Below are 20435 nucleotides of genomic sequence, written 5' to 3'. Positions count from 1 at the left end.
CTTTCGGGCGACAACTGGTTTCGTGAGTACATGGGTAACTCGTCGGGCACGCCCAAACCAGCAGCGGCACTGAACGCAAGACCTGAACGCAAATCTCGCGTCACCCAGCCTGTACGGCCTGAAGACCCGGAGAGGCGGGAATGCGTGCGGGAATTCGAGGGGCATCGACCGCGCTTGTTCGCGCTCGCTTATCGGATGCTCGGCTCGGCGAGTGAGGCCGAGGACGCGGTGCAGGAGACCTATCTGCGCTGGGACGGCGCCGACCGCGGCGGTATCCGCTCCGCCGAGGCCTGGCTGACCACCGCGCTGGTGAATCTGTGCCGCACCTGGCTCGTTTCGGCGCGGGCCCGGCGGGAGAGCTACGTCGGGCCGTGGCTGCCCGAACCGGTGCCGACCGCGCGTGGCGAGCTCGGACCGCTGGAGACCGTCGAGGAGCGCGAACAGGTCTCGCTCGCGCTGCTGACCGCGCTGGAGCGGCTGACCCCGATCGAACGCGCGGTCTTCGTGCTGCGCGAGGCGTTCGGATACGCGCACCGCGAGATCGCCGACATGCTCGATATCACCGAGACGAACTCGCAGCAGATCTTCCGCAGGGCGGCCCTGCGCGTACGAGAGGGCCGCCCCCGCTTCGGTATCACGCCCGACCATGCCCGCGAGTTGATCGAGCGGTTCCTGAAGGCGGCGCGCGACGGCGACGTCGCGTCGCTGGAGCGGATGCTCGCCGCCGACGTGAGCGCGACGGCCGACGGCGGCGGCAAGGTGAACGCGGCGCGCCGTCCCGTGCGAGGTGCGGCGCAGGTGGCGCGGTACCTCGTCGGGCTCATGCGCTGGGAGGTGCCCGGCATGCGGCTGGTCGTGGAGGAGGTCAACGGCGCGCCCGCCGCGGTCGCACGGGTGAACGGTGCGCCGCTGCTCGTGGTCGCGGTGGACGTCGCCGACGGCGCGGTCACCGCGCTGCGGTTGATCGTGAATCCGGACAAGCTCGCCTATTTCGCCGGGGCGAGCGGGTCGGCGGGCGCGGTGGGCACAATGCCGGACCGGCTTCGCCGTCCGCTGTGACGCGCTTCACGGCACCGGTCTGTCAGGGATCGGGGCCCTGTCCGGTCTGAGTGTTGATGGCCGATCGAAAGGAGCCTCAGCAATGACCGGACAGCATCGGATCGTCGTTCTCGGCGCGGGGTACGCGGGACTGGCGGCGGCCCGCAGGCTCGCTCGCACGGCGCGGGACGCTCGGATCACCGTGGTGGATGCGCACGCGTCCTTCGTCGAGCGGGTACGGCTGCATCAGCAGGCGGCCGGGCAGCGGATCGCGGCATGGGATCTGCGGGAATCGCTGGAAAGCAAGGGCATCGGCTTCGTGCAGGCCCTGGCGACGGAGATCGATACGGTCGCGCGTCGGGTGGTGCTCGACACTGCGCCCGCACTCGATTACGACACTTTGATCTACGCCCTCGGTAGCGTCGCCGATCTCGCGAGCGTCCCCGGCGTCGCCGAACACGCCTTTTCGGTCGCCACGCAGGAAGACGTGCGCGGTCTGGCCGTGGCGGGCGGACCGGTGGCGATCGTCGGCGCCGGAGCCACCGGCATCGAGCTGGCGGCGGAACTGGCCGAATCGCATCCGGAGTCCCGGGTGGTGCTGCTCGGGTCGGAGGAGCCGGGCGCCTGGCTGTCGGCGCGGGCGCAGGCGCACATCACGCGGACGCTCGAGCGACTCGGAGTCGAGATCCGGTCCGGCGCCAAGGTGATCGAGGTGACAGCCGAGGGGCCGCGCTTGGCCGACGGCTCACTGGTTGCGGCCGCCGCGACGGTGTGGACCACCGGTTTCCGGGTGCCCGACCTCGCCGCCAGATCCGGTCTGGCGGTGGATCCCGACGGTCGGGTGCTCACCGACGCCACGTTGCGTTCGGTGTCGCACCCGGACGTTTTCGCCGCAGGTGACGCCGCCGTGGTCGCGGGGCCGGGCGGACGCGAACTGCGCATGGCGTGTGCCACGGCGCTGCCGACCGGCAAGCACGCGGCGGACTCCGCCGTCGCCCTGATGCGCGGTCGTGAGCCGAAGGAGCTGCGGTTCCGCTATGTGCTCCAGTGCCTCAGCCTGGGTCGCGGAGACGGGGTCGTCCAAGCGGTGCGCGCCGACGACGCACCGGCCAGGACGGTGCTGACCGGGCGCACGGCCGCGTGGGTGAAGGAACGCATCGTGCGCGGCGCGGCCTGGTCTGCGCGCCCGTGAGTCGCATCGTCAACTAACGGTTGACGGTGGGTCATCGTCAACTTATGGTTGACGCATGACCGAACAATTCCGCCTCGACGACCTGATCGACGGCATCAAGAAAGCCCGTCCCGACAATGTGCTCGAACAACTGTCCGATGCCGTCGTCGTGGCGAATCACCTGGGCGAAGTGGCCGACCACCTGATCGGCCACTTCGTGGACCAGGCCCGGCGCTCCGGCGCCTCGTGGACCGATATCGGCGCCAGCATGGGCGTCACCAAGCAGGCCGCGCAGAAGCGGTTCGTGCCCAAGGTGCCCGATCCGGCCGCCGCGGCGGCCATGGACCCGAACGCGGGCTTCGCCCGTTTCACCCCGCGAGCGCGGGCGGTCGTGATGGCGGCGCAGGAGGCCGCGCGTACCGCGGGCAATCGGGAGATCTCCCTCGGGCACATGGTGCTGGGGTTGCTCACCGAACCCCAAGGTCTCGCGGTGCACGAACTCGTCCACCAGGGCGTGTCCGTCGACGTGATCTCCGCCGCCGCTTCCGCGTCGTTGCCGCAGGCCGAGGGGGACGTCCCCGCGCTGATCCCGTTCGGCGCGGAGGCCAAGAAGGTCCTGGAACTCACCTTCCGTGAGGCGCTTCGGCTGGGGCACAACTACATCGGCACCGAGCACATGCTGCTGGCGCTGCTGGAACAGGAGAACGGCGCCGGTCTGCTCAGTGATCTCGGCGTCGACAAGGCGAGCGCCGAAGCGCATCTGGGCGAGCTGCTCGCGGTTATCAAGACCGAGAAGTCCTGATTCCGATGGGCGACGGGAAGTTCCGTGCGCGGACCGCGCTCGCCCTCGCGGTGCTCTTGCTGGTGATCGGCGTGGCCCGGGGATCGGTTGCCGCGCACGAGATTCGCAACGTCGTCAACGGATTGCGGTGCGCGCACGCCGCGCGGGCGCGCCATCGCAGGGCGCTGCGCACGCGGGGAGCCGGTATCCGCGGACCACGCCCGGCCGTTCCGATCGCACACCGCGCGACGCGGGCGGCGTGATCACCCTCGTCCGGCCAGGCCGCCGCCCCATCGGGGCCAGAGGGCTTGCGGTTTCGGCTCGGGAACCAACGGTTCGCGATGGATGTCGGTGACGAACAGGGGTAGTCGCGGTTCCAGCTCGGCGAGCAGTGCGAGGGCGCGCCCGCCTTGCGCCGCGCGGTATTCCCGCATGGTCAACCCGACGATCTGCAGGAACAACACGCGGCCGTGCGGGCTGTCGATGGCGCCCAGTTCCGGGTCCGTCGTGAAGCAGACCGCGTGATTGGTGCAGTCCGCGTGGCCGGCCGCGATCGGCCCGTTCGTCTTGATGGTGTGCCCCGGTTCGAACCACTTGCCGGACTGGAAGACGTAGTGGGCGAGGTTCTGCATGAAGTTCGTCGGCCACACGGGCGGTTCGGTGTCCTCGGGCCCGCGCGCCAAGCGGAAGGTGAACTCGAAGCCCCAGCCGGACTCCGCCGGGTTGTCCCACTCCTTCTCGTACAGCTCGGTCATCCCATAACTGACGTAGTGCCAGTGCGGCACCGGATCGGTGCGTGAGTAGGCGCTGATCCCGTCGAGAGGGTCGGACCCGCCCAGCGACCACGGGTGGTCGGAGGCCCAATGGAAGGGTTCGATGTCGCCGTACAGCGGCCGCAACGCACCGTCGATGGCATCCCAGCCGGATCTCTCACTCACGCAGCCACCATAGGCAGGGGTGCGTCGGGCCCTATCCGGGGCGTCGGACACCGCGCCGGTCAGGCATCCGGCACGTTGCGGGCGAGCTCGTCCAGCCAGGCGGCCGCGGACGCGTCGCTCGGCGCGCGCCAGTCGCCGCGCGGCGAGAGCGAGCCGCCGGAGCCGACCTTCGGCGCGTTCGGCAGCGTCGAGCGCTTGAACTGGCTGGTCTGCACGAAGCGGCGCAGGAACTCGCCCAGCCAGTGCTTGACGGTGGCGAGGTCGTAGGCGTTGCGCTGGTCGGCGGGGACCAGATCGGGCCAGCGGCCGGTCGCCGGATCGGACCAGGCGTGCCAGGCCAGGTAGGCGATACGGCTGGGCAGGTAGCCGAAGCGCAACAGGTAATAGAGGTGGAAGTCCTGCAATTCGTACGGGCCGACGGTCGCCTCGGAACTCTGGGCCGGCGCGGAGGAGTCCTCGTGCGGAATCAGCTCCGGCGAGATCTCGGTGCGCAGGATCGACGAGAGCACCTCGTTCGCTTCGGCGCCGAACTGCTCGGTGTCCACCGCCCAGGCGATCAGGTACTTGATCAGCGTCTTGGGCACCGACGCGTTCACGCTGTAGTGCGCCATGTGGTCGCCGACGCCGAACGTGCACCAGCCCAGCGCGAGTTCGCTGAGGTCGCCGGTGCCGACCACCAGCGCGCCGTGCATATTGGCCAGCCGGAACAGGTGCGAGGTCCGCTCGCCCGCCTGCACGTTCTCGTAGGTGATGTCGTACACCGGCGCGCCGTCGGCGGCCGGATGGCCGAGGTCGCGCAGCATCTGCGTCGCCGATGGAGTGATGTCGATCTCGCGCGCCGTGACGCCGAGGGCGGCCATCAGGCGGTGCGCGTCGGTCCTGGTCCTGGTGCTGGTCGCGAAGCCGGGCATGGTGTAGGCGAGCACGTTCTCCCGGGGCAGGCCGAGCCGGTCCATTGTCTTGGCCGCCACGATCAGCGCCTGCGTGGAGTCCAAGCCGCCGGAGACCCCGATCACCACGCGCTGCGTGCCGGTGGCGCGCAATCGCGTGCTCAAGCCCTCCACCTGGATGTGGTGCACCTCGGCGCAGCGCTCGTTGCGCAAGGCGGGGTCGGCGGGGACGTAGGGGAAGCGCGCGAGCTCGCGCTCCAGCGCGACCGGGGCCTCGGGGACGGGCAGCCGCACGTCGATGTGCCGCAGCGAGGTCAGCCGGTCGCGGTGGTCGTGCACGTTGTCGGCGAAGCTGGTGGTGCGCAGCCGGTCCGCGGCGAGGCGGCGCAGGTCCAGGTCGGCGGTGACCAGCTGGGGATGATCGGAGAACCGCTCGCCCTCCGCGAGCAGGTCGCCGTTCTCGCAGATCAACGCCTGGCCGTCCCAGGCGAGGTCGGTGGTCGACTCGCCGGTCCCCGCGGCGGAGTACAGGTATGCCGCGAGATAGCGCGCCGAATGCGAGGTGCACAGCGACCGCCGGTAGTCCGCCTTGCCGATCACGATGTTGCTCGCGGACAGGTTGATCAGCACGGTCGCCCCGGCCAGCGCGGCGAAGCCGCTGGGCGGCAACGGAACCCAGCCGTCCTCACAGATCTCCAGGTGGAAGACGAAGTCGTCCAGATTGCTCGCGCGGAACAACAGGTCGGATCCGAACGGCGCCCGGTGCCCGGCGACGGTGACGTGATCCTCCAGCGCCTCCCGCGCCGCCGCGAACTGACGCTTCTCGTAGAACTCCCGATAGTTCGGCAAGTAGCTCTTCGGCGCCACGCCGAGCACGATGCCCCGGCAGATCACGATCGCGCAGTTGAACAACCGGTGGTGCACCCGCAGCGGCGCGCCCACCACGAGCACCGTGTCGATGTCCGTACTCGCCGCGACCACCCTGGCGAGCGCCGCCTCCACCGCCGCGTCCAGCGCGTCCTGGTGGAACAGGTCGTCGGCGGTGTAGGAGGAGAGGCCCAGCTCGGGGAACACCGTGAGCACCGCCCCGGCCGCCGCGGCTTGCGTGGCCAGCTCGACGGTCTGTTCCACGTTGTAGGCGGGGTCGGCCACCCGGATCCGGGGCACCGCGACCGCCACCCGGGCGAAGCCGTGCCGGTAGAGCGAATCGAACGGCAGGTCGTCCACCCGCGTCCCCTTCCGGGCTGAGGTTGATCATGGTCCACCCGGAATCTACGCCGCCCCGGCCGCCTCGGCGCGGTGCCTAGTTCACCCTGTCCCCAGGAGGGGTGCTGTGACCTGCGCTTTCATCGTCGGCGCCGGGCGGCGCGAATCGTCCGGCCGAAGATGTGAACCACTGGCGGCTAAGCTATAGCAATGGCGGATGAAACGGATTCCGACCTAATAGCGGGGGAACGGCGCGCAGATCTGCTGCGCGCGCTTTCGTATGTGTCCACCGAGTCCCAACCGGACGGCAGCTACGTGGTGAACGGCGACCTGCCGCCCGACGTCGCCCCGCCGTTCATTCGCGCGATCATGCGGGTGGAGGCGGAGTTGCTGCTGCACGACGCCGAGCTCGTCACCGTCGAGGACGGCGAGCCCCGCACGCCGGAGGAACGCCGTACCGACGCGTTCGTCGCGCTGGTGCTCCGTGTCGACGACCGCCCCTAGCCCGCGCGGACCTTGCACTCGGCACCCCTGAGTGCTAAAAATGCTTTTGGCACTCTCGACCTGTGAGTGCCAGGTCGGGACGGTGAGACCGGGTTCCCTAGACACCCTCGGTCGTCCGTCGCGGGCACCGAACCTGGCCAGCGTAACTGGGGCGACCCAACCGGCGGTCGTCCTGTGTGTCAGCCATACACATGGAGGATCTCAACAACGCCATGGCCAAGACAATTGCGTATGACGAAGAGGCCCGCCGCGGCCTCGAGCGGGGTCTGAACAGCCTCGCCGACGCGGTCAAGGTGACGCTGGGCCCCAAGGGTCGCAACGTTGTCCTGGAGAAGAAGTGGGGCGCCCCCACGATCACCAACGATGGTGTGTCCATCGCCAAGGAGATCGAGCTGGAGGACCCGTACGAGAAGATCGGCGCCGAGCTGGTCAAGGAAGTCGCCAAGAAGACCGACGACGTCGCGGGCGACGGCACCACCACCGCGACCGTGCTCGCCCAGGCGCTGGTGCGCGAGGGCCTGCGCAACGTCGCGGCCGGCGCGAACCCGCTGGGCCTGAAGCGCGGCATCGAGAAGGCCGTCGAGGCCGTCACCGCCAAGCTGCTCGACACCGCCAAGGAGGTCGAGACCAAGGAGCAGATCGCCGCCACCGCCGGTATCTCGGCAGGCGACGCGTCCATCGGTGAGCTGATCGCCGAGGCCATGGACAAGGTCGGCAAGGAAGGCGTCATCACCGTCGAGGAGAGCAACACCTTCGGTCTCCAGCTGGAGCTCACCGAGGGCATGCGCTTCGACAAGGGCTACATCTCCGGCTACTTCGTCACCGACCCGGAGCGTCAGGAAGCGGTCCTCGAGGACCCGTACATCCTGCTGGTCGGCTCCAAGGTCTCCACCGTCAAGGACCTGCTGCCGCTGCTGGAGAAGGTCATCCAGGCGGGCAAGCCGCTGCTGATCATCGCCGAGGACGTCGAGGGCGAGGCCCTGTCCACCCTGGTGGTCAACAAGATCCGCGGCACCTTCAAGTCGGTCGCCGTGAAGGCTCCCGGCTTCGGTGACCGCCGCAAGGCTCAGCTGGCCGATATCGCCATCCTGACCGGTGGCGAGGTCATCAGCGAAGAGGTCGGCCTGTCGCTGGAGAACGCCGGCGTCGAGCTGCTCGGCCAGGCGCGCAAGGTCGTCGTCACCAAGGACGAGACCACCATCGTCGAGGGCGCGGGCGACGCGGAGGCGATCAAGGGCCGGGTCGCGCAGATCCGTACCGAGATCGAGAACTCCGACTCGGACTACGACCGGGAGAAGCTGCAGGAGCGTCTGGCCAAGCTGGCCGGCGGTGTCGCGGTGATCAAGGCGGGCGCGGCCACCGAGGTGGAGCTCAAGGAGCGCAAGCACCGCATCGAGGACGCCGTCCGCAACGCGAAGGCTGCCGTGGAGGAGGGCATCGTCGCCGGTGGTGGCGTGGCCCTGCTGCAGTCGGCTCCGGCGCTGGAGGAGCTGAAGCTCACCGGTGACGAGGCCACCGGCGCGAACATCGTGAAGGTCGCGCTGTCGGCTCCGCTGAAGCAGATCGCGTTCAACGCGGGCCTCGAGCCCGGCGTGGTCGCCGAGAAGGTCGCCAACCTGCCCGCGGGTCACGGCCTGAACGCCGACTCGGGCGAGTACGAGGACCTGCTGGCCGCCGGTGTCGCCGACCCGGTCAAGGTCACCCGTTCGGCGCTGCAGAACGCGGCCTCGATCGCGGCTCTGTTCCTGACCACGGAGGCCGTTGTCGCCGACAAGCCGGAGAAGGCCGCCGCTCCCGCCGGCGACCCGACCGGTGGCATGGGCGGCATGGACTTCTGAGTCCGGCCACCCGCAACACATTTCGAACCGGAAGCCGGTCCACCGCGAGGTGGGCCGGCTTCCGGCGTTCCGGGTCAGATTCCGTCGAGAGTGACGACGGTGAAAGGCGTCTTCGGGGTGCCGGGGCCCATCGGGCCGCCCTTGTCGAATTGGGAGGAGACGATCAGGATCCGGTCACCGGCACGGGCCAGGGTGGTGGGGATGGACAGGGCTTCGTCGGTGCGTTGCTGCGCGAGCGTGGCCGCGGCGCCGTCGTCGGAGAGGGTCCAGCGGCTGATGGTGTTTGTCGTGTTGTGCGCGGCCCACAGGGTGTCGTCGCGCAGTTCCAGTCCGTCGCCCTGACGCAGATCGCCACCGCGCAAGGCCACCTTGCGGATCGGATTCGGGTCCGGAGTCAACGCGATGCGGTACAAGTCGCCGCGCGGCATGTCGACCGTGAGCAGATAGCGGCCTGCCGGATCGGCGACGATGCCGTTGAGGCTGAAGCCGCCCGGCTCGATCGGCGGCAGCGCGGAGTGCAGGTCGAACCGAGGGGTCAGCTCGGCTCGCCCACCCTGCGCTCTGGCGGCGGCCAGTTGATCAGGTGTCACGCGATAGACGAGCGCACGTGTGCTGTCGGTCAGATACGCCGTGCCGTCCGGGGTGATGGCGAGATCGTTTACGAAGCGGGGCTCGTTTCCGGGCACGGTGAAGTCGGCGAGCAGCGCGCGGGTCGCGATGTCGTACACCGCGACGCCGGTTGTCGAGTCGATCACCCACAGCCGTCCGGCCGCGTCGACTTTCAAGCCGTTGGCGGTCTTGTGGCTGTTCGCGCCTTCGGGCAGGAAAACCTCGGCTCGGTGCGCGTTTTGCGTCGCGCGATAGACGGCGCCGGTGGTGTAGGAGCCGACGTAGCTGTCTCCGGTCCGCGCGTCCACCGCGATGCCCTCGGGGTAGGCCCGGTCGCCCGGCAGCTCGTAGGCGGTGTGGACGGCGGTGTTCGGTTCGTCGCTGGTGCCGCAGGCGACGAGCGGGAGGCAGGCGCTGGCTGCGGCCAGGCTCGACAGCAGGCGGAGGGGTAGTGCGTGGGGCATCGATTACCTCTTAGAGATCATGCATTCAAAAGTGTTCACATCAAAAATCTGGCTCGAATCTAAGTTAGAACTCTAATATCAGTCAAGACTGAAACAAGAAGACGTGCGGATACCATGCGCTTATGACGTCGATGCCCGCCGCCGAACGGATCGGCTCGTACCTCAAACGGGCCGAGCAGTCCCTCAATACGGCCAAGAACGCCGCGTTGAAACCGGCGGGCGTCACCGTGCCCCAATACGCCGCACTGCTGTTCCTCGCCGAGAATCCCGGTATCTCCGCCGCCGCCCTGGCCCGGCTCTGCGGCGTCACCCCGCCCTCGATGAACACCGTGCTCGGCAATCTGCAGGACCGCGGGCTCATCGAGCGCACCCCGCACCCGTGGCACAAGAACGTCCTGGAGACCACGTTGACCGAGAAGGGCGCGGCCGTCATGCGCGACGCGGACGCCCGCGCCGTCCGAGTCGAACGCGCCTTGGCCGAAGAATTCACCGACGCCGAGCGAGCCTCCTTGCAGGACTTGCTGACTCGCTGTGCCGACCGATTGGACTCGATCCGGCCCGGCCCTGCCGCTTAGTCGCCGGTAGCGGGGCACGCGGTATGGCGAGTGCCCCGCCCGATCCCGGCGACGGGTAGCTCATGCCGGAACTGGAGCCCTGGTGGGGGATTGGGTCTTCTGGAGCGCGAGGGCGAGGGCGAGGCATGCGATGAGCGTGGAGGTCCACGGAAGCCACTGGCTGCCGGAGGAATCCAGCACGGTCGCACCGATGATCGATCCGATGCCCGCGCCGAGGTAGATGGCCGATCCGTTCAGGCCGAGGGCGACGGTGGGCGCGTCATGGGCGATGCCGAACAGCCGATGCTGTTGCGGAACCAGGATCGCCGAACCGAACAGCCCGGTGATGGCGAGCACCACGAACACCGCCCACGCGGCATGGACGGCCACGCCGAGCAGTGCGAGGCCGATCAGTGCGCCCGTGAGTCCCACCGTCAGCGTGCGCTGCGGGCCGTAGCGGTCGACCGCCCGCCCGGCCTGCGCGTTGCCGATCACCTGGCCGATGCCCATGGCCAGCAACAGCCAGGCGAGCATGCTCTGCGGCACCGATGCCGCGACCACCACGGGCAGGTAGACGATGGTGGTGTAGACGGCGGTGATCTGCGTTGTCGTCACGATCAGCACCCGCAGCACCGGCGGGCGGGTCAGCACGCCGATCCGGGCGCGCAGTCCCGTGCTCGGCAGTGTCACCCGTGGCAGTAGCAATACCAGCAGCGCGGCGATGGCTCCGCCGAGCGCGATGCCCCACAGCACGCCGCGCCAGCCGATCCAGCGCTCGGCGAAGATGCCGATCGGCACGCCCGCGACGCTGGACAGCGTGATGCCCGCCGTCACGATCGCCAGTGCCCGCCCCCGATGGGCTTCATCGGCGACGACGCCGGCGACGGCGTACGCGTTGGCCTGGAAGGCCGCCGCCCCGATGGCCGCGACGACGCGCGCCGCGGCCATGACGCCGAAGCTCTCCCCGGCGGCCTGCCCGATCATGCCGACCACGAAGAGCGCGGCGCCGCCACCGAGCAGCACGCGGCGATCCCAGGACCCGGTCGCCGCCGCGATCAGCGGTGCGGCGATGGCGTAGGTCCAGGCGAAGATCGTGGTCAGCTGCCCGGCGGTGGACACGGAGACGTGCAGATCGGCGGCGATCAGCGGAAGCAGGCCGCTGAGTACGAAGCCGTCGGTGCCGAGCACGAAAGTGCCCACGGCGAGCGGGAGGAGCGACCGGTAAAGATTATTTGATGGTTGTCGAAACATCATAGAATGAGCGTGAGATACAATTCGATCGTTGTCAAATGATCGGGGAATGGAGATGCGTACGCTGCCGCAGCCGAGTACCGCCGACATCGATCTGGTCCGCGTGCTGAGCGCGCTCGCCGACCCGGTGCGCCTGGAACTGGTGCGCGCGCTCGCCGGGGAACGGGAACCGTTGAGCTGCAATGTCCGAGAGTTCGACGTGGAGATCACGGCGGCCACCGCCTCGCACCACTGGAAGGTGCTGCGGGACGCGGGCGTCACGATGACGTTCGTCTCCGGCCGCAATCGGCTGGTCGCGCTACGGCGCGAAGATCTGAATCAGCGCTTCCCCGGCCTGCTGGACGCGGTCATCAGCGGCGCGCGGCGCTGACGACCGCCGCCGGTCAGCGCAAGATGAAAGCCACGAGAAACCCCGCCGCCGTGGCCATTCCGACCCACCAGCCGCCTTCTCGGTAGGCCTCCGGCATCAGTGAGTCGGCCAGCACCGCGATCGTGGCACCGCCGGCGAACGCTTGCACCGCGCCGATGTGGGTCTCGGACAAGTTGTCCGACAACGCGTTTCCGAGCATCGTGACCAGTACGAGCACCGCGCCGGTCGCCGTCCACAGCCAGAGGGCGCGGTGCCGCGCCACGCCGTGCTGGTCGCGCATCAGCGCGGCTCCGCTGATCGCCTCGGGCACGTTGCCCACGGCCACTGCCACCAGCAGCACCAGTCCGCCGCCACCGGTCAGTGTGACGCCGAGCGCCGTGTTCTCCGGGACACCGTCCAGCACCGCGCCCAGCATCAGCGCCCAGCCGAGCGCGCGGGGACCGAGCTTGTTCTCGATGAGGTGATCGGCCACCACGTAGACCCCCGCGCCCGCGAGCAGCGCGATCGCGGCGATCGTCGCGTTCTGGCGAAAGGCGGGCTCGAACAGCTCGGTGGACACCGCCGCGATCATCGTGCCCGCGCCGAAGGCCATCAGGGAGGCGAGCACCGCCTTGGGCAGTTGCCACCGCGCCCCGATGGCAGCGCCCAAGACCAGCGGCACGGCCGTGCCGAGCCCGTAGAGCAGCGCCTTCGTCATGGGAACACCCTAAGTCGGCATGCCGGGCCATCGGGTCGGTCGTACGCTGAAGCCATGCCTGACCGCGTCCGGATCCGAGGCGTGCTCTACGACATCGACGGCGTCCTGGTGACCTCCTGGCGGGAGATCGCGGGCGCCGCCGCAGCGGTGCGCCGGATCCGGGAGAGCGGACTGCGCCGGGCGTTTCTGACCAACACCACTTCGCGTACCTGTGCCGAGATCGCGGAACGCCTGTGCGGCGCGGGTATCGAGGTCGAACCCGCCGAGATCGTCACCGCCGCAAGACTCACCGCCGAGTTCGTGCGCGGGCGCTACCCCGGCGCCGCCGTCTGGGTGCTCAACCACGGCGACATCGATGCCGACCTCGCCGGTCTCCGGCTCGACGAGGAACGTCCGGACGTGGTCGTGATCGGCGGCGCGGGAGCGGAATTCACCCATGCCGCACTGAGTCGAGTGGCGGAACTGATGCTGGACGGCGTGCCCGTCGTCGCCATGCACAGCGGACTGACCTGGGCGACCGCGGACGGATTGCGTATCGACGCGGGGGCGTATCTGCCCGGCTTGGAGGCGGCGGGCAATGCCCGCATCGAGGTGGTGGGCAAGCCCGCGGCCCCCGGTTTCCGGACCGCCGCGGGGCTGATGCGCCTCGAGCCGGCGGAGGTCGTGATGATCGGTGACGATCTGTACTCGGATGTGCTTGCGGCGCAGGACGTCGGGTTGACCGGCGTGCTGGTGCGCACCGGCAAATTCCGGCCGGGCGTGCTGGCATCGGCCGACCGCGCGCCGGATCACGTCATCGAATCCGTGGTCGATCTGCCGGAATTGCTGGGCGGTTCGGTGGGAGCCGGCGAACTCGCCGTAACCGACGAATCGGAATGAAACAAAAAATTCTACAGTTTCCCTCTAAAATTGCCCGCAAGCGCGACGCTGCTAGGTATCGTCTGTTCCGGCAAATAGCCAGTGACAAGAAATCTCCTACGGCCCAGATCGGAGTTGCCGAATGCTCGATCCGTGGAAAAGAGTGCTTGTGCGCAAGCTACTATGGTCGCCGGGCTTCTGTCCGGCGACCATTTGATGAGGTAGCAACTGCTCAGCCAACTTTCGGCTAACCATAGATTGGTCGAGGGTTGTAACGAAGGGCCCGATCCGTGACGATGAGTTCGGGCCCTTCTGTATTGTCTGCCCCAATGTCACAGGATGCGAATACGGGTCGAATGTATGCCGGGCAACCCGTGGAGGACCGGCAACGTCAGCGGCGTGCGCGTTTTCTGGAGTCAGGCCTGACGGTCTTCGCGCGGGACGGCTACGCCAACAGTTCGGTCGGCGCCATATGCAAGGACGCCGGACTCTCCTCGCGACAGTTCTACGAGGAGTTCACCGGCCGCGAGTCCCTGCTCCTAGAGCTGTACGAGCAGATCGACCGGGAGTCGCGGGACGCCGTGAAGAAGGCGTTGGACGCGAAGTCCGGCGCGAAGGCCCTGGACGTCATCGACGCCGCGGTTCGCGCCTACGTCGAATCCATCGGTTCCGATCCGCGCAAGGCGCGCGTCGCCCTGGTGGAAGTGGTCGGCGCGGGCCCGAAGGTGGAAAAGTTCCGTCTCGCGGTGCGCCGGGAGTGGGGTTCGCTGCTGGCCGGCGCCGCCGAAGACGCCGCCCTGCACGGTGAGATACCCGCGGGCGACTACGAAATGCGGATGCTCGCCATCATCGGCGGTGTCAACTATGTGGTCGACTCGTGGAGCGGCGCGGAGCCGCGCCCGCCGCTCGACGACGTGATCCGGGTGCTCAGCAGGGTGATCATCGGCGCGGTCCGCGCATAGCGTCCCGGCCTGCGGGATCGGGCGCGATGAGCACGGTAACGTGCGGGGATGCAAACAGTTCCGATCCAGATGCCGGACGGCACAACGGTCCCGGTGCGGTTGATCCCCGCCGGGGGCCCGCACCGGCACGCGGTGGGTCCGGACACGCCGCGACCGGTGCTGGTGATCGTGCCCGGGCTCGGCGTTCCGGGGGGCTACTACGAACTGTTCGCCTCGGGACTGGCCGCGCGCGGGTTCGACGTGGCCATCGGCGAGCTGCGCGGCAACGGCGACAGCAGGCCGAAGCCGAGCTCCGCCAGTACTTTCGGCTACCACGAACTGGTCTCGGTGGACTTCCCGGCGATCTTCGAGGTGGTCCGCGAGCAGTTCCCGGACAGCACGCCGTACCTGCTCGGTCACAGCATGGGCGGCCAGCTCGGCGTCATGTACGCCGCGCGCGTCCGTGGCAGGCTCGGCGGGCTGATCCTGGTCGCCTCCGGCACCCCCTATTACCGTGGCTATCGGGGACTTTCGGGTCCGGGCATGCTGGTCGGCACCGCGGCGATCTCGCTGACGGCCAACCTGGCCGGCTTCTGGCCCGGTGACCGTGTCTCGATGGGTTTCGGCCGCCAGTCCAAAGTGCTGATCTCCGACTGGGCCCGGCTGGCGCGCACCGGCAGGTTCGTTCCGGTCGGCGCGGACATCGACTACGAGGAGCGCATCGCGCGGCTGAAACTCCCGGTGCTGTCCATCACGATCACCGGCGACGACCTCACCCCGCCCAGCTCCGCCGAGCACCTGCTGGAGAAACTGCCCAACGCGGAGGTGACGCGCTGGCGCCAGCCGGAACCGTTAGGTCACAACGGTTGGATCCGGCAGTACACCAGCACCGTCGACCAGATCGAGAAGTGGTTGCGCGACCGCTGAGCGTTGCTCCGCGTCGATCCGTCAGCCGCGTCGTTCGATCAGCATCTGGGTGAAGAACTCGTAGATCAGCGCCGCCTGGAAGGCCGACTGCTTGTTGTCGGCCGCGCCGCCGTGGCCGCCTTCGATGTTCTCGTGGTACCAGAACTCGTGGCCCTGCTCCTCGAGCAGGGCGGCCATCTTGCGGGCATGGCCGGGGTGCACCCGGTCGTCCCTGGTCGAGGTAGTGAGCAGGATCGGCGGGTAGGCGCGGTCGGCGCGCGCGTTCTGGTAGGGCGAGTACTTGCCGATGTACTCCCATTCCTCCGGCTTGTCCGGGTCGCCGTACTCGGCCATCCACGAAGCGCCCGCGAGCAGCAGGTGGTAGCGCTTCATGTCCAGCAGCGGCACCTGGCAGACGATGGCGCCGAACAATTCGGGGTAGCGGGTCAGCATCACACCCATGAGCAGTCCGCCGTTGCTGCCGCCCACCGCGCCGAGCTGGTCCGCGGTGGTGATACCGCGCGCGACGAGGTCTTTCGCGATCGAGGAGAAGTCCTCGTAAACCTTGTGCCGGTTCGCTTTCTGCACCGAGGTGTGCCACTGCGGTCCGTACTCGCCGCCGCCACGGATGTTCGTCATCACCCACGTCCCGCCGCGCTCCAACCAGCCCATGCCGGACGCGCCGCTGTATGCGGGGGTTCGGGACACTTCGAAACCGCCGTAGCCGGACATCACCGTCGGCCCCGGCGCGTCCTTCCGGTCGCGATGGCGGATCACGAAGTACGGCACCGGCGTGCCGTCGTCGGATGTGGCGAAGAACTGCTCGGTCTCCACCCCGTCGGCGTCGAAGAATCCGGGTTCCTGTTTGAGCCGCTCGGTGCGCCCACCGACGGCACTGGCCAGCAGCGTCGCCGGGGTGGTGAAGCCGCTGGTGTTGAGCATGAACTCGTCGCCGCTCTCCAGCGGGTCGAGATTGAGGACGCTGGTGGTGGCCATCGGCGGGGTATCGGCAAGCGGCTCGCGGCGCCAGCCGTCGGATCCCGGCGTCAGCACGTAGAGCTTGGTCTGCACGTCCTCGAGCGTGACCAGCAGCAGATGGTTCTCGGTCCAGCCGTAGCCGTGCAGCGAGGTGTGCGCGTCCGGGGTGAAGATCACCTCGAATTCCCGTGCGCCGGAGAGGAACTTCTCGAAGTCGATGGCCAGCAGCGCGCCCGCGGGATAACTCCTGCCGCCGACCTCCCACGGCGACTTCAGCCGCACCAGCAGCCAGTCCTTGTACCAGGACTCACTGGCGTCGGTGGGGATGTCGAGGTGCCGCAGGGCGCCGTCGTCCTCCAACAGGTAGACCTCTTCGTTGAAGAAGTCGGTGGCGCGGCCGACGTAGTGCCGTTCGTAACCCGGCGTGCGGTCGTAACCCGCCGAGACGGCGACATCGCCGCTCTCGCCCTCGAAGACGGTGGTCGCCTCCTCCAGCGCGGTACCGCGCCGCCAGCGTTTCGCGATGCGCGGATATCCCGAATCGGTCAGTGTGCCGGGGCCGAAGTCGGTGCCCACGTACACCGAGTCGATGTCGATCCAGCGGATCTCCGACTTGGCCTCGGGCAGGAAGAACCCGCCATCGGCCGGATCGAGGAACACCCTGCGCTCCATGTCGAACTCGCGGACCACCTTCGCGTCCGCGCCGCCGCGCGACAGGCTGATCAGCGCGCGGGACTGTTCCGGGCGCAGCACCGCCGCGCCGCCCCACACCCAGTTCTCGTCCTCGTCGGCGGCCACCGCGTCCAGGTCGATCAGCACGTCCCAGTCCGGCGCGTCCTCGGCGTACTCGGCGAACGTGGTGCGCCGCCAGAGGCCGCGCGGGTGCTGGGCGTCCCGCCAGAAGTTGTAGAGCCAGGGGCCGCGGCGGGACGGGTAGGCGATCTTGGTGTCGGTGTCGAGCATGTCGAGGATGCGCCGCTCCAGGTCGCGGAAGCGATCGGAGTCGGCGAACCGGGCGTGCACGACCGTGTTGTGCGCGCGAGCCCAGTCCAGAGCGCGCTCGCCGGTCACTTCTTCCAGCCAGAGGTAGGGATCGGTCACATTCCGCTCAACGCCGCTCATCCCCACATTGTTGCCGAGCCGCGCGGCGCGGGGTCACCAGGAGTGCGCTACATCGATCACGATGCGCGATCCGCTGCCCGGCCCGGCCAGGGTGGACACCTGGAACGGCAATCGCGCGCGCGTGCCCAATCCGACGGTGGTCTGACCTTCGAAGGAACCGGCCCAGGCCACCTGGCGGAAGGTCCGGTAGTCCCGCACGTCGGCGAGTTCGGCCCGATTCGCGGGGGTGTAGGTGGGGCTGAACGCGTCGTCGTAGGCCGGGGCGTAGACGGCGATGCTCAGGAACGCGCCGCCGCGCAGCGCGACGGGTGCGCCCGAGCCATCCATGACCACTCGCTCGACGTAGCCGACGTGATAACCGGTCACCGGACCGGCGATGTCGAGTACCAAGCGGTCGAAGCAGTCGTGCCGTCCGGCGCGGATCCCGGTCAGCGGCGTGAGCGTCCGGGCTCGGCTCACCTTGGGTATCGAACCCCAGCCGGAGGCGCACTCCGGGGCGGCGGAAGCCGGGGCGGGGGCGACGAAAAGACCGGCGAGGGTCACGAAGGAGACGAACAGGAGAAGCAAGCGACGCATGGTCGCACCGCCTTCGGGCACAGGAGGGATTGATGTATAACATGCATCGGTCCAGGTGGATGCCTCGTTACCGGCGGATGAGGGCGAAAAGTGTTGGCGGTCGCGGCAACTCGGTCACGGCGCGGCGGCACGGCGGCTCGGCGTTCGCTGCGCGCCTGTGCTCGCTCGGCGCCAACAGTAGGATCGCTGCTCCGAGGCTGGATCCGACCAGGAGGTTCGAGGTTGCCACCCTTTCTCTGGGAACAGCACTGCTGTCTGCCGCTGTCGCCCGCCGCGCGCATCGGCGACCTCGCGCGCTACCCGGCCGGATCGTATCTGTCGGTGAACGTCGGCTACTCCCGGCAATCGACCGCGGACTCCATGGCGCTGCTGGATCGATTCCGCCGGGATGCCATGGCGGACGGTCGGTTCCGCCTCGTCGAGACCGTGGCGGACATCGGGGCCGCGGACACCATCGCGCTGGCCTTCGATCTGGAGGATGCCGGGCCGCTGGGCGGCGACCTGGACAACGTCGCTCGCTTCTACGACCTCGGCGTGCGGTCGTTGCTGCCCGCCTACAACCACGCCAACGCCGCGGGCTGCGGCTGCCTGGACACCGAGGACACCGGGCTCACCGGTTACGGGCGCGATCTCGTTCACGCGTTGAACGAAGTCGGCATGTTCGCCGACGGTTCGCACTGTTCCCGGCGCACCGGGCTGGAGCTGGCCGAGCTGAGCGTCGTCCCGATGATCTACAGCCACTCCAATTTCGCCGCGCTGTGGGACCATCCGCGCAACATCACCGACGACCAAGCGCGCGCCTGCGCCGCGACCGGCGGTGTCATCGGCATCAACGGCGTCGGCATCTTCCTCGGCCGCAACGCGCCCCACGAGCGCGCCGAGCGGATCGCGGCGATGGCCCGCCACATCGAGTACGGCGTCGAGCTCGTCGGGATCGAACACATCGGCATAGGTTCGGACTACTCCTTCGACGCCGACGACTTCAACGCCGAACTACAGCAGAACCCCGAGGCCTTCTCCGAGGCGTACACCCAATGGGGGCCCCTCCACTGGACTCCACCCGAAGACCTCCTCGGCCCCTCCGAAGTCCCCACCCTCGACGCGGCCCTCTCCCGGCGCGGCTTCACCTCCGCCGACCGAGCCGCGATCTTCGGTGAAAACTTCCGCCGCGTCGCCCGTCAGGTCTGGCGTAGCTGATGGGTGTGGCCCACGCCTCACTGTGGTGGGGGATGGGTGGGTGAACTACCCGCTGCGGAGTTAGGCTCGGGTCGTGACTTCCCACTACGATGTCGTCGTTCTCGGCGCTGGTCCCGGCGGATACGTCGCCGCGATCCGCGCCGCTCAACTCGGCCTGCGAACAGCGATCGTCGAGCAGAAATACTGGGGTGGTGTGTGCCTCAACGTCGGCTGCATCCCGTCCAAGGCGCTGCTGCGCAACGCCGAGCTCGCCCACATCTTCACCAAGGAGGCGAAGACCTTCGGCATCTCCGGTGAGGTGAACTTCGACTTCGGGGTCGCCTTCGACCGCAGCCGCAAGGTCGCCGACGGCCGGGTCAAGGGCGTCCACTTCCTGATGAAGAAGAACAAGATCGACGAGTTCGACGGCAAGGGCACCTTCACCGGCCCGAACTCGCTCTCGGTCGAGCTCACCAAGGGCGGCACCGAGTCGATCACCTTCGACAACGCGATCATCGCGGCGGGTACCGTCACCAAGCTGCTGCCCGGCACTCAGCTCAGCGCCAACGTGGTCACCTACGAGGAGCAGATCCTCACCCGTGACCTGCCCGGCTCGATCCTCATCGTCGGCGCCGGCGCGATCGGCATGGAGTTCGGCTACGTCCTGAAGAACTACGGCGTCGACGTGCGCATCGTGGAGTTCCTCGATCGCGCGTTGCCGAACGAGGACGCGGACGTCTCCAAGGAGATCACCAAGCAGTACAAGAAGCTCGGCATCACCATCACCACCGGTGCGGCCGTGCAGTCCATCGAGGACGACGGCGCCAAGGTCACCGTCGCGATCAAGGACAACAAGACCGGGTCGATCGAGACCGTCACCGTGGACAAGGTGCTGCAGGCCGTCGGCTTCGCCCCGCGCGTCGACGGCTACGGCCTGGAGACCACGGGCGTCGTGGTCACCGACCGGGGCGCGATCGGGATCGACGACTACATGCGCACCAACGTGCCGCACATCTACGCGATCGGCGACGTCACCGGGAAACTGCAGCTCGCGCACGTCGCGGAGGCCCAAGGCGTGGTCGCGGCCGAGACCATCGCGGGTGCGGAGACCGTTCCCCTCGGCGACTACCGGATGATGCCGCGCGCCACCTTCTGCCAGCCGCAGGTCGCCAGCTTCGGCCTGACCGAGCAGCAGGCCCGTGACGAGGGCTACGACGTGAAGGTCGCGACCTTCCCGTTCACCGCGAACGGCAAGGCCCACGGCCTCGGCGACCCGACCGGTTTCGTCAAGCTCGTCGCCGACGCCAAGTACGGCGAGCTGATCGGCGGGCACCTCATCGGCCCGGACGTCTCCGAACTGCTGCCCGAACTCACCCTCGCGCAGAAGTGGGACCTGACGGTCAACGAGCTGACCCGCAACGTCCACACTCACCCGACGCTCAGCGAGGCCCTCCAGGAAGCCTTCCACGGCTTGGCCGGCCACATGATCAACTTCTGATCCCTTCGCGTCGAAAGGGCGTGCGGTCGATGATCGCACGCCCTTTTTCGCTGTCCGGCAAAGGTTTCC

At 68.5% G+C, this 20435-nt stretch carries 20 protein-coding genes; 13 read left to right on the top strand and 7 right to left on the bottom strand.

The genetic code is table 11. From position 1 onward, the window contains the following. Nucleotides 1–144 precede the first annotated feature (144 nt). The 4 genes from ACIA5H_RS29775 (at nucleotide 145) to ACIA5H_RS29760 (ending at nucleotide 3253) form a co-directional block, all read left to right on the top strand. Entirely contained in the window at nucleotides 145–1059 is a 915-nt protein-coding gene (locus tag ACIA5H_RS29775; RefSeq protein ID WP_379249018.1) for an RNA polymerase sigma-70 factor, read from the top strand. A gap of 82 nt (nucleotides 1060–1141) precedes the next feature. Then, a complete protein-coding gene (locus tag ACIA5H_RS29770) occupies nucleotides 1142–2230 on the top strand; it encodes an NAD(P)/FAD-dependent oxidoreductase (protein WP_397078855.1) in 1089 nt (362 codons plus the stop codon). 55 nt (nucleotides 2231–2285) lie between these two features. Then, nucleotides 2286–3011, top strand: coding sequence for a Clp protease N-terminal domain-containing protein (locus ACIA5H_RS29765; protein WP_364424514.1), 726 nt, complete (start codon nucleotides 2286–2288; stop codon nucleotides 3009–3011). 5 nt (nucleotides 3012–3016) lie between these two features. Next, on the top strand, nucleotides 3017–3253 hold the full coding sequence (locus ACIA5H_RS29760) for a hypothetical protein (protein WP_397078852.1): 237 nt from the start codon (nucleotides 3017–3019) through the stop codon (nucleotides 3251–3253). Here the strand turns inward: ACIA5H_RS29760 and ACIA5H_RS29755 are convergent, their stop codons facing one another. Further along, complete coding sequence (locus ACIA5H_RS29755) at nucleotides 3254–3928, bottom strand: suppressor of fused domain protein (protein ID WP_379249010.1); 675 nt, start codon at nucleotides 3926–3928, stop codon at nucleotides 3254–3256. 59 nt (nucleotides 3929–3987) lie between these two features. Further along, nucleotides 3988–6045, bottom strand: a complete 2058-nt coding sequence (locus ACIA5H_RS29750) for an NAD(+) synthase (protein WP_364424508.1) — start codon at nucleotides 6043–6045, stop codon at nucleotides 3988–3990. A gap of 189 nt (nucleotides 6046–6234) precedes the next feature. On the opposite strand from ACIA5H_RS29750, the gene ACIA5H_RS29745 reads away from it, so the two are divergent. Together ACIA5H_RS29745 and groL are read left to right on the top strand one after the other, a co-directional pair. Further along, a complete protein-coding gene (locus tag ACIA5H_RS29745; RefSeq protein WP_355071706.1) occupies nucleotides 6235–6528 on the top strand; it encodes a hypothetical protein in 294 nt (97 codons plus the stop codon). Nucleotides 6529–6740: 212 nt separating this feature from the next. Continuing rightward, on the top strand, nucleotides 6741–8366 hold the full coding sequence (gene groL / locus ACIA5H_RS29740) for a chaperonin GroEL (RefSeq protein WP_355071708.1): 1626 nt from the start codon (nucleotides 6741–6743) through the stop codon (nucleotides 8364–8366). A 74-nt stretch (nucleotides 8367–8440) separates the two neighbouring features. Here the strand turns inward: groL and ACIA5H_RS29735 are convergent, their stop codons facing one another. Then, nucleotides 8441–9439 carry an SMP-30/gluconolactonase/LRE family protein gene (locus ACIA5H_RS29735; RefSeq protein ID WP_397078848.1) on the bottom strand — a complete coding sequence of 333 codons (999 nt, stop codon included), beginning with the start codon at nucleotides 9437–9439 and terminating at the stop codon, nucleotides 8441–8443. A 122-nt stretch (nucleotides 9440–9561) separates the two neighbouring features. Here ACIA5H_RS29735 and ACIA5H_RS29730 point away from each other — a divergent pair, with 122 nt between their 5' ends. Next, nucleotides 9562–10014 (top strand): MarR family transcriptional regulator, encoded by a 453-nt coding sequence (locus tag ACIA5H_RS29730; protein WP_355071711.1) that lies wholly within the window; start codon nucleotides 9562–9564, stop codon nucleotides 10012–10014. A gap of 60 nt (nucleotides 10015–10074) precedes the next feature. On the opposite strand, the gene ACIA5H_RS29725 is transcribed toward ACIA5H_RS29730, so the two are convergent. Then, nucleotides 10075–11193, bottom strand: coding sequence for an MFS transporter (locus tag ACIA5H_RS29725; RefSeq protein ID WP_397078846.1), 1119 nt, complete (start codon nucleotides 11191–11193; stop codon nucleotides 10075–10077). A 100-nt stretch (nucleotides 11194–11293) separates the two neighbouring features. Between ACIA5H_RS29725 and ACIA5H_RS29720 the strand changes: the two genes are divergently transcribed. After that, a complete protein-coding gene (locus tag ACIA5H_RS29720; RefSeq protein ID WP_355071715.1) occupies nucleotides 11294–11614 on the top strand; it encodes a helix-turn-helix transcriptional regulator in 321 nt (106 codons plus the stop codon). Nucleotides 11615–11627: 13 nt separating this feature from the next. On the opposite strand, the gene ACIA5H_RS29715 is transcribed toward ACIA5H_RS29720, so the two are convergent. Further along, on the bottom strand, nucleotides 11628–12311 hold the full coding sequence (locus ACIA5H_RS29715) for a ZIP family metal transporter (RefSeq protein WP_397078843.1): 684 nt from the start codon (nucleotides 12309–12311) through the stop codon (nucleotides 11628–11630). A 54-nt stretch (nucleotides 12312–12365) separates the two neighbouring features. Between ACIA5H_RS29715 and ACIA5H_RS29710 the strand changes: the two genes are divergently transcribed. From ACIA5H_RS29710 to ACIA5H_RS29700, 3 genes are all read left to right on the top strand, one after another. Then, nucleotides 12366–13190: an HAD-IIA family hydrolase gene (locus ACIA5H_RS29710; RefSeq protein WP_397078841.1), complete on the top strand. Its 825-nt coding sequence runs from the start codon at nucleotides 12366–12368 to the stop codon at nucleotides 13188–13190. A gap of 308 nt (nucleotides 13191–13498) precedes the next feature. Further along, the gene (locus ACIA5H_RS29705) at nucleotides 13499–14131 is read left to right on the top strand and encodes a TetR/AcrR family transcriptional regulator (protein WP_355071720.1); all 633 of its coding nucleotides are present in this window, start codon (nucleotides 13499–13501) and stop codon (nucleotides 14129–14131) included. A gap of 48 nt (nucleotides 14132–14179) precedes the next feature. Beyond that, a complete protein-coding gene (locus ACIA5H_RS29700) occupies nucleotides 14180–15037 on the top strand; it encodes an alpha/beta fold hydrolase (protein ID WP_356962720.1) in 858 nt (285 codons plus the stop codon). A gap of 21 nt (nucleotides 15038–15058) precedes the next feature. Here ACIA5H_RS29700 and ACIA5H_RS29695 read toward each other — a convergent pair whose 3' ends face one another. Both ACIA5H_RS29695 and ACIA5H_RS29690 read right to left on the bottom strand, forming a co-directional pair. Beyond that, complete coding sequence (locus tag ACIA5H_RS29695) at nucleotides 15059–17116, bottom strand: prolyl oligopeptidase family protein (protein WP_379248998.1); 2058 nt, start codon at nucleotides 17114–17116, stop codon at nucleotides 15059–15061. 33 nt (nucleotides 17117–17149) lie between these two features. Beyond that, nucleotides 17150–17692 (bottom strand): hypothetical protein, encoded by a 543-nt coding sequence (locus tag ACIA5H_RS29690; RefSeq protein WP_379248996.1) that lies wholly within the window; start codon nucleotides 17690–17692, stop codon nucleotides 17150–17152. Nucleotides 17693–17914: 222 nt separating this feature from the next. Between ACIA5H_RS29690 and ACIA5H_RS29685 the strand changes: the two genes are divergently transcribed. Both ACIA5H_RS29685 and lpdA read left to right on the top strand, forming a co-directional pair. After that, a complete protein-coding gene (locus ACIA5H_RS29685; protein WP_397078838.1) occupies nucleotides 17915–18889 on the top strand; it encodes a dipeptidase in 975 nt (324 codons plus the stop codon). A 73-nt stretch (nucleotides 18890–18962) separates the two neighbouring features. Continuing rightward, complete coding sequence (lpdA, locus tag ACIA5H_RS29680) at nucleotides 18963–20366, top strand: dihydrolipoyl dehydrogenase (RefSeq protein ID WP_355071727.1); 1404 nt, start codon at nucleotides 18963–18965, stop codon at nucleotides 20364–20366. Nucleotides 20367–20435 lie beyond the last annotated feature (69 nt).

Origin of the sequence: Nocardia sp. NPDC051900 (genome assembly GCF_044452545.1) — a bacterium.
In the GTDB taxonomy this organism is placed as follows: domain Bacteria; phylum Actinomycetota; class Actinomycetes; order Mycobacteriales; family Mycobacteriaceae; genus Nocardia; species Nocardia sichangensis.
Note: the sequence above shows the minus strand (reverse complement) of the source record. Positions and strands in the feature narration are given on the sequence as shown.

Excerpts from the sequence above, each read along its gene's own strand:
- ACIA5H_RS29770 (WP_397078855.1), top strand. The coding sequence starts at position 1,142 with ATGACCGGACAGCATCGGATCGTCGTTCTCGGCGCGGGGTACGCGGGA.
- ACIA5H_RS29765 (WP_364424514.1), top strand. The coding sequence starts at position 2,286 with ATGACCGAACAATTCCGCCTCGACGACCTGATCGACGGCATCAAGAAA.
- ACIA5H_RS29760 (WP_397078852.1), top strand. The coding sequence starts at position 3,017 with ATGGGCGACGGGAAGTTCCGTGCGCGGACCGCGCTCGCCCTCGCGGTG.
- ACIA5H_RS29745 (WP_355071706.1), top strand. The coding sequence starts at position 6,235 with ATGGCGGATGAAACGGATTCCGACCTAATAGCGGGGGAACGGCGCGCA.
- groL (WP_355071708.1), top strand. The coding sequence starts at position 6,741 with ATGGCCAAGACAATTGCGTATGACGAAGAGGCCCGCCGCGGCCTCGAG.
- ACIA5H_RS29735 (WP_397078848.1), bottom strand. The coding sequence starts at position 9,439 with ATGCCCCACGCACTACCCCTCCGCCTGCTGTCGAGCCTGGCCGCAGCC.
- ACIA5H_RS29730 (WP_355071711.1), top strand. The coding sequence starts at position 9,562 with ATGACGTCGATGCCCGCCGCCGAACGGATCGGCTCGTACCTCAAACGG.
- ACIA5H_RS29720 (WP_355071715.1), top strand. The coding sequence starts at position 11,294 with ATGGAGATGCGTACGCTGCCGCAGCCGAGTACCGCCGACATCGATCTG.
- ACIA5H_RS29715 (WP_397078843.1), bottom strand. The coding sequence starts at position 12,311 with ATGACGAAGGCGCTGCTCTACGGGCTCGGCACGGCCGTGCCGCTGGTC.
- ACIA5H_RS29710 (WP_397078841.1), top strand. The coding sequence starts at position 12,366 with ATGCCTGACCGCGTCCGGATCCGAGGCGTGCTCTACGACATCGACGGC.
- ACIA5H_RS29705 (WP_355071720.1), top strand. The coding sequence starts at position 13,499 with ATGTCACAGGATGCGAATACGGGTCGAATGTATGCCGGGCAACCCGTG.
- ACIA5H_RS29700 (WP_356962720.1), top strand. The coding sequence starts at position 14,180 with ATGCAAACAGTTCCGATCCAGATGCCGGACGGCACAACGGTCCCGGTG.
- ACIA5H_RS29695 (WP_379248998.1), bottom strand. The coding sequence starts at position 17,116 with ATGAGCGGCGTTGAGCGGAATGTGACCGATCCCTACCTCTGGCTGGAA.
- ACIA5H_RS29690 (WP_379248996.1), bottom strand. The coding sequence starts at position 17,692 with ATGCGTCGCTTGCTTCTCCTGTTCGTCTCCTTCGTGACCCTCGCCGGT.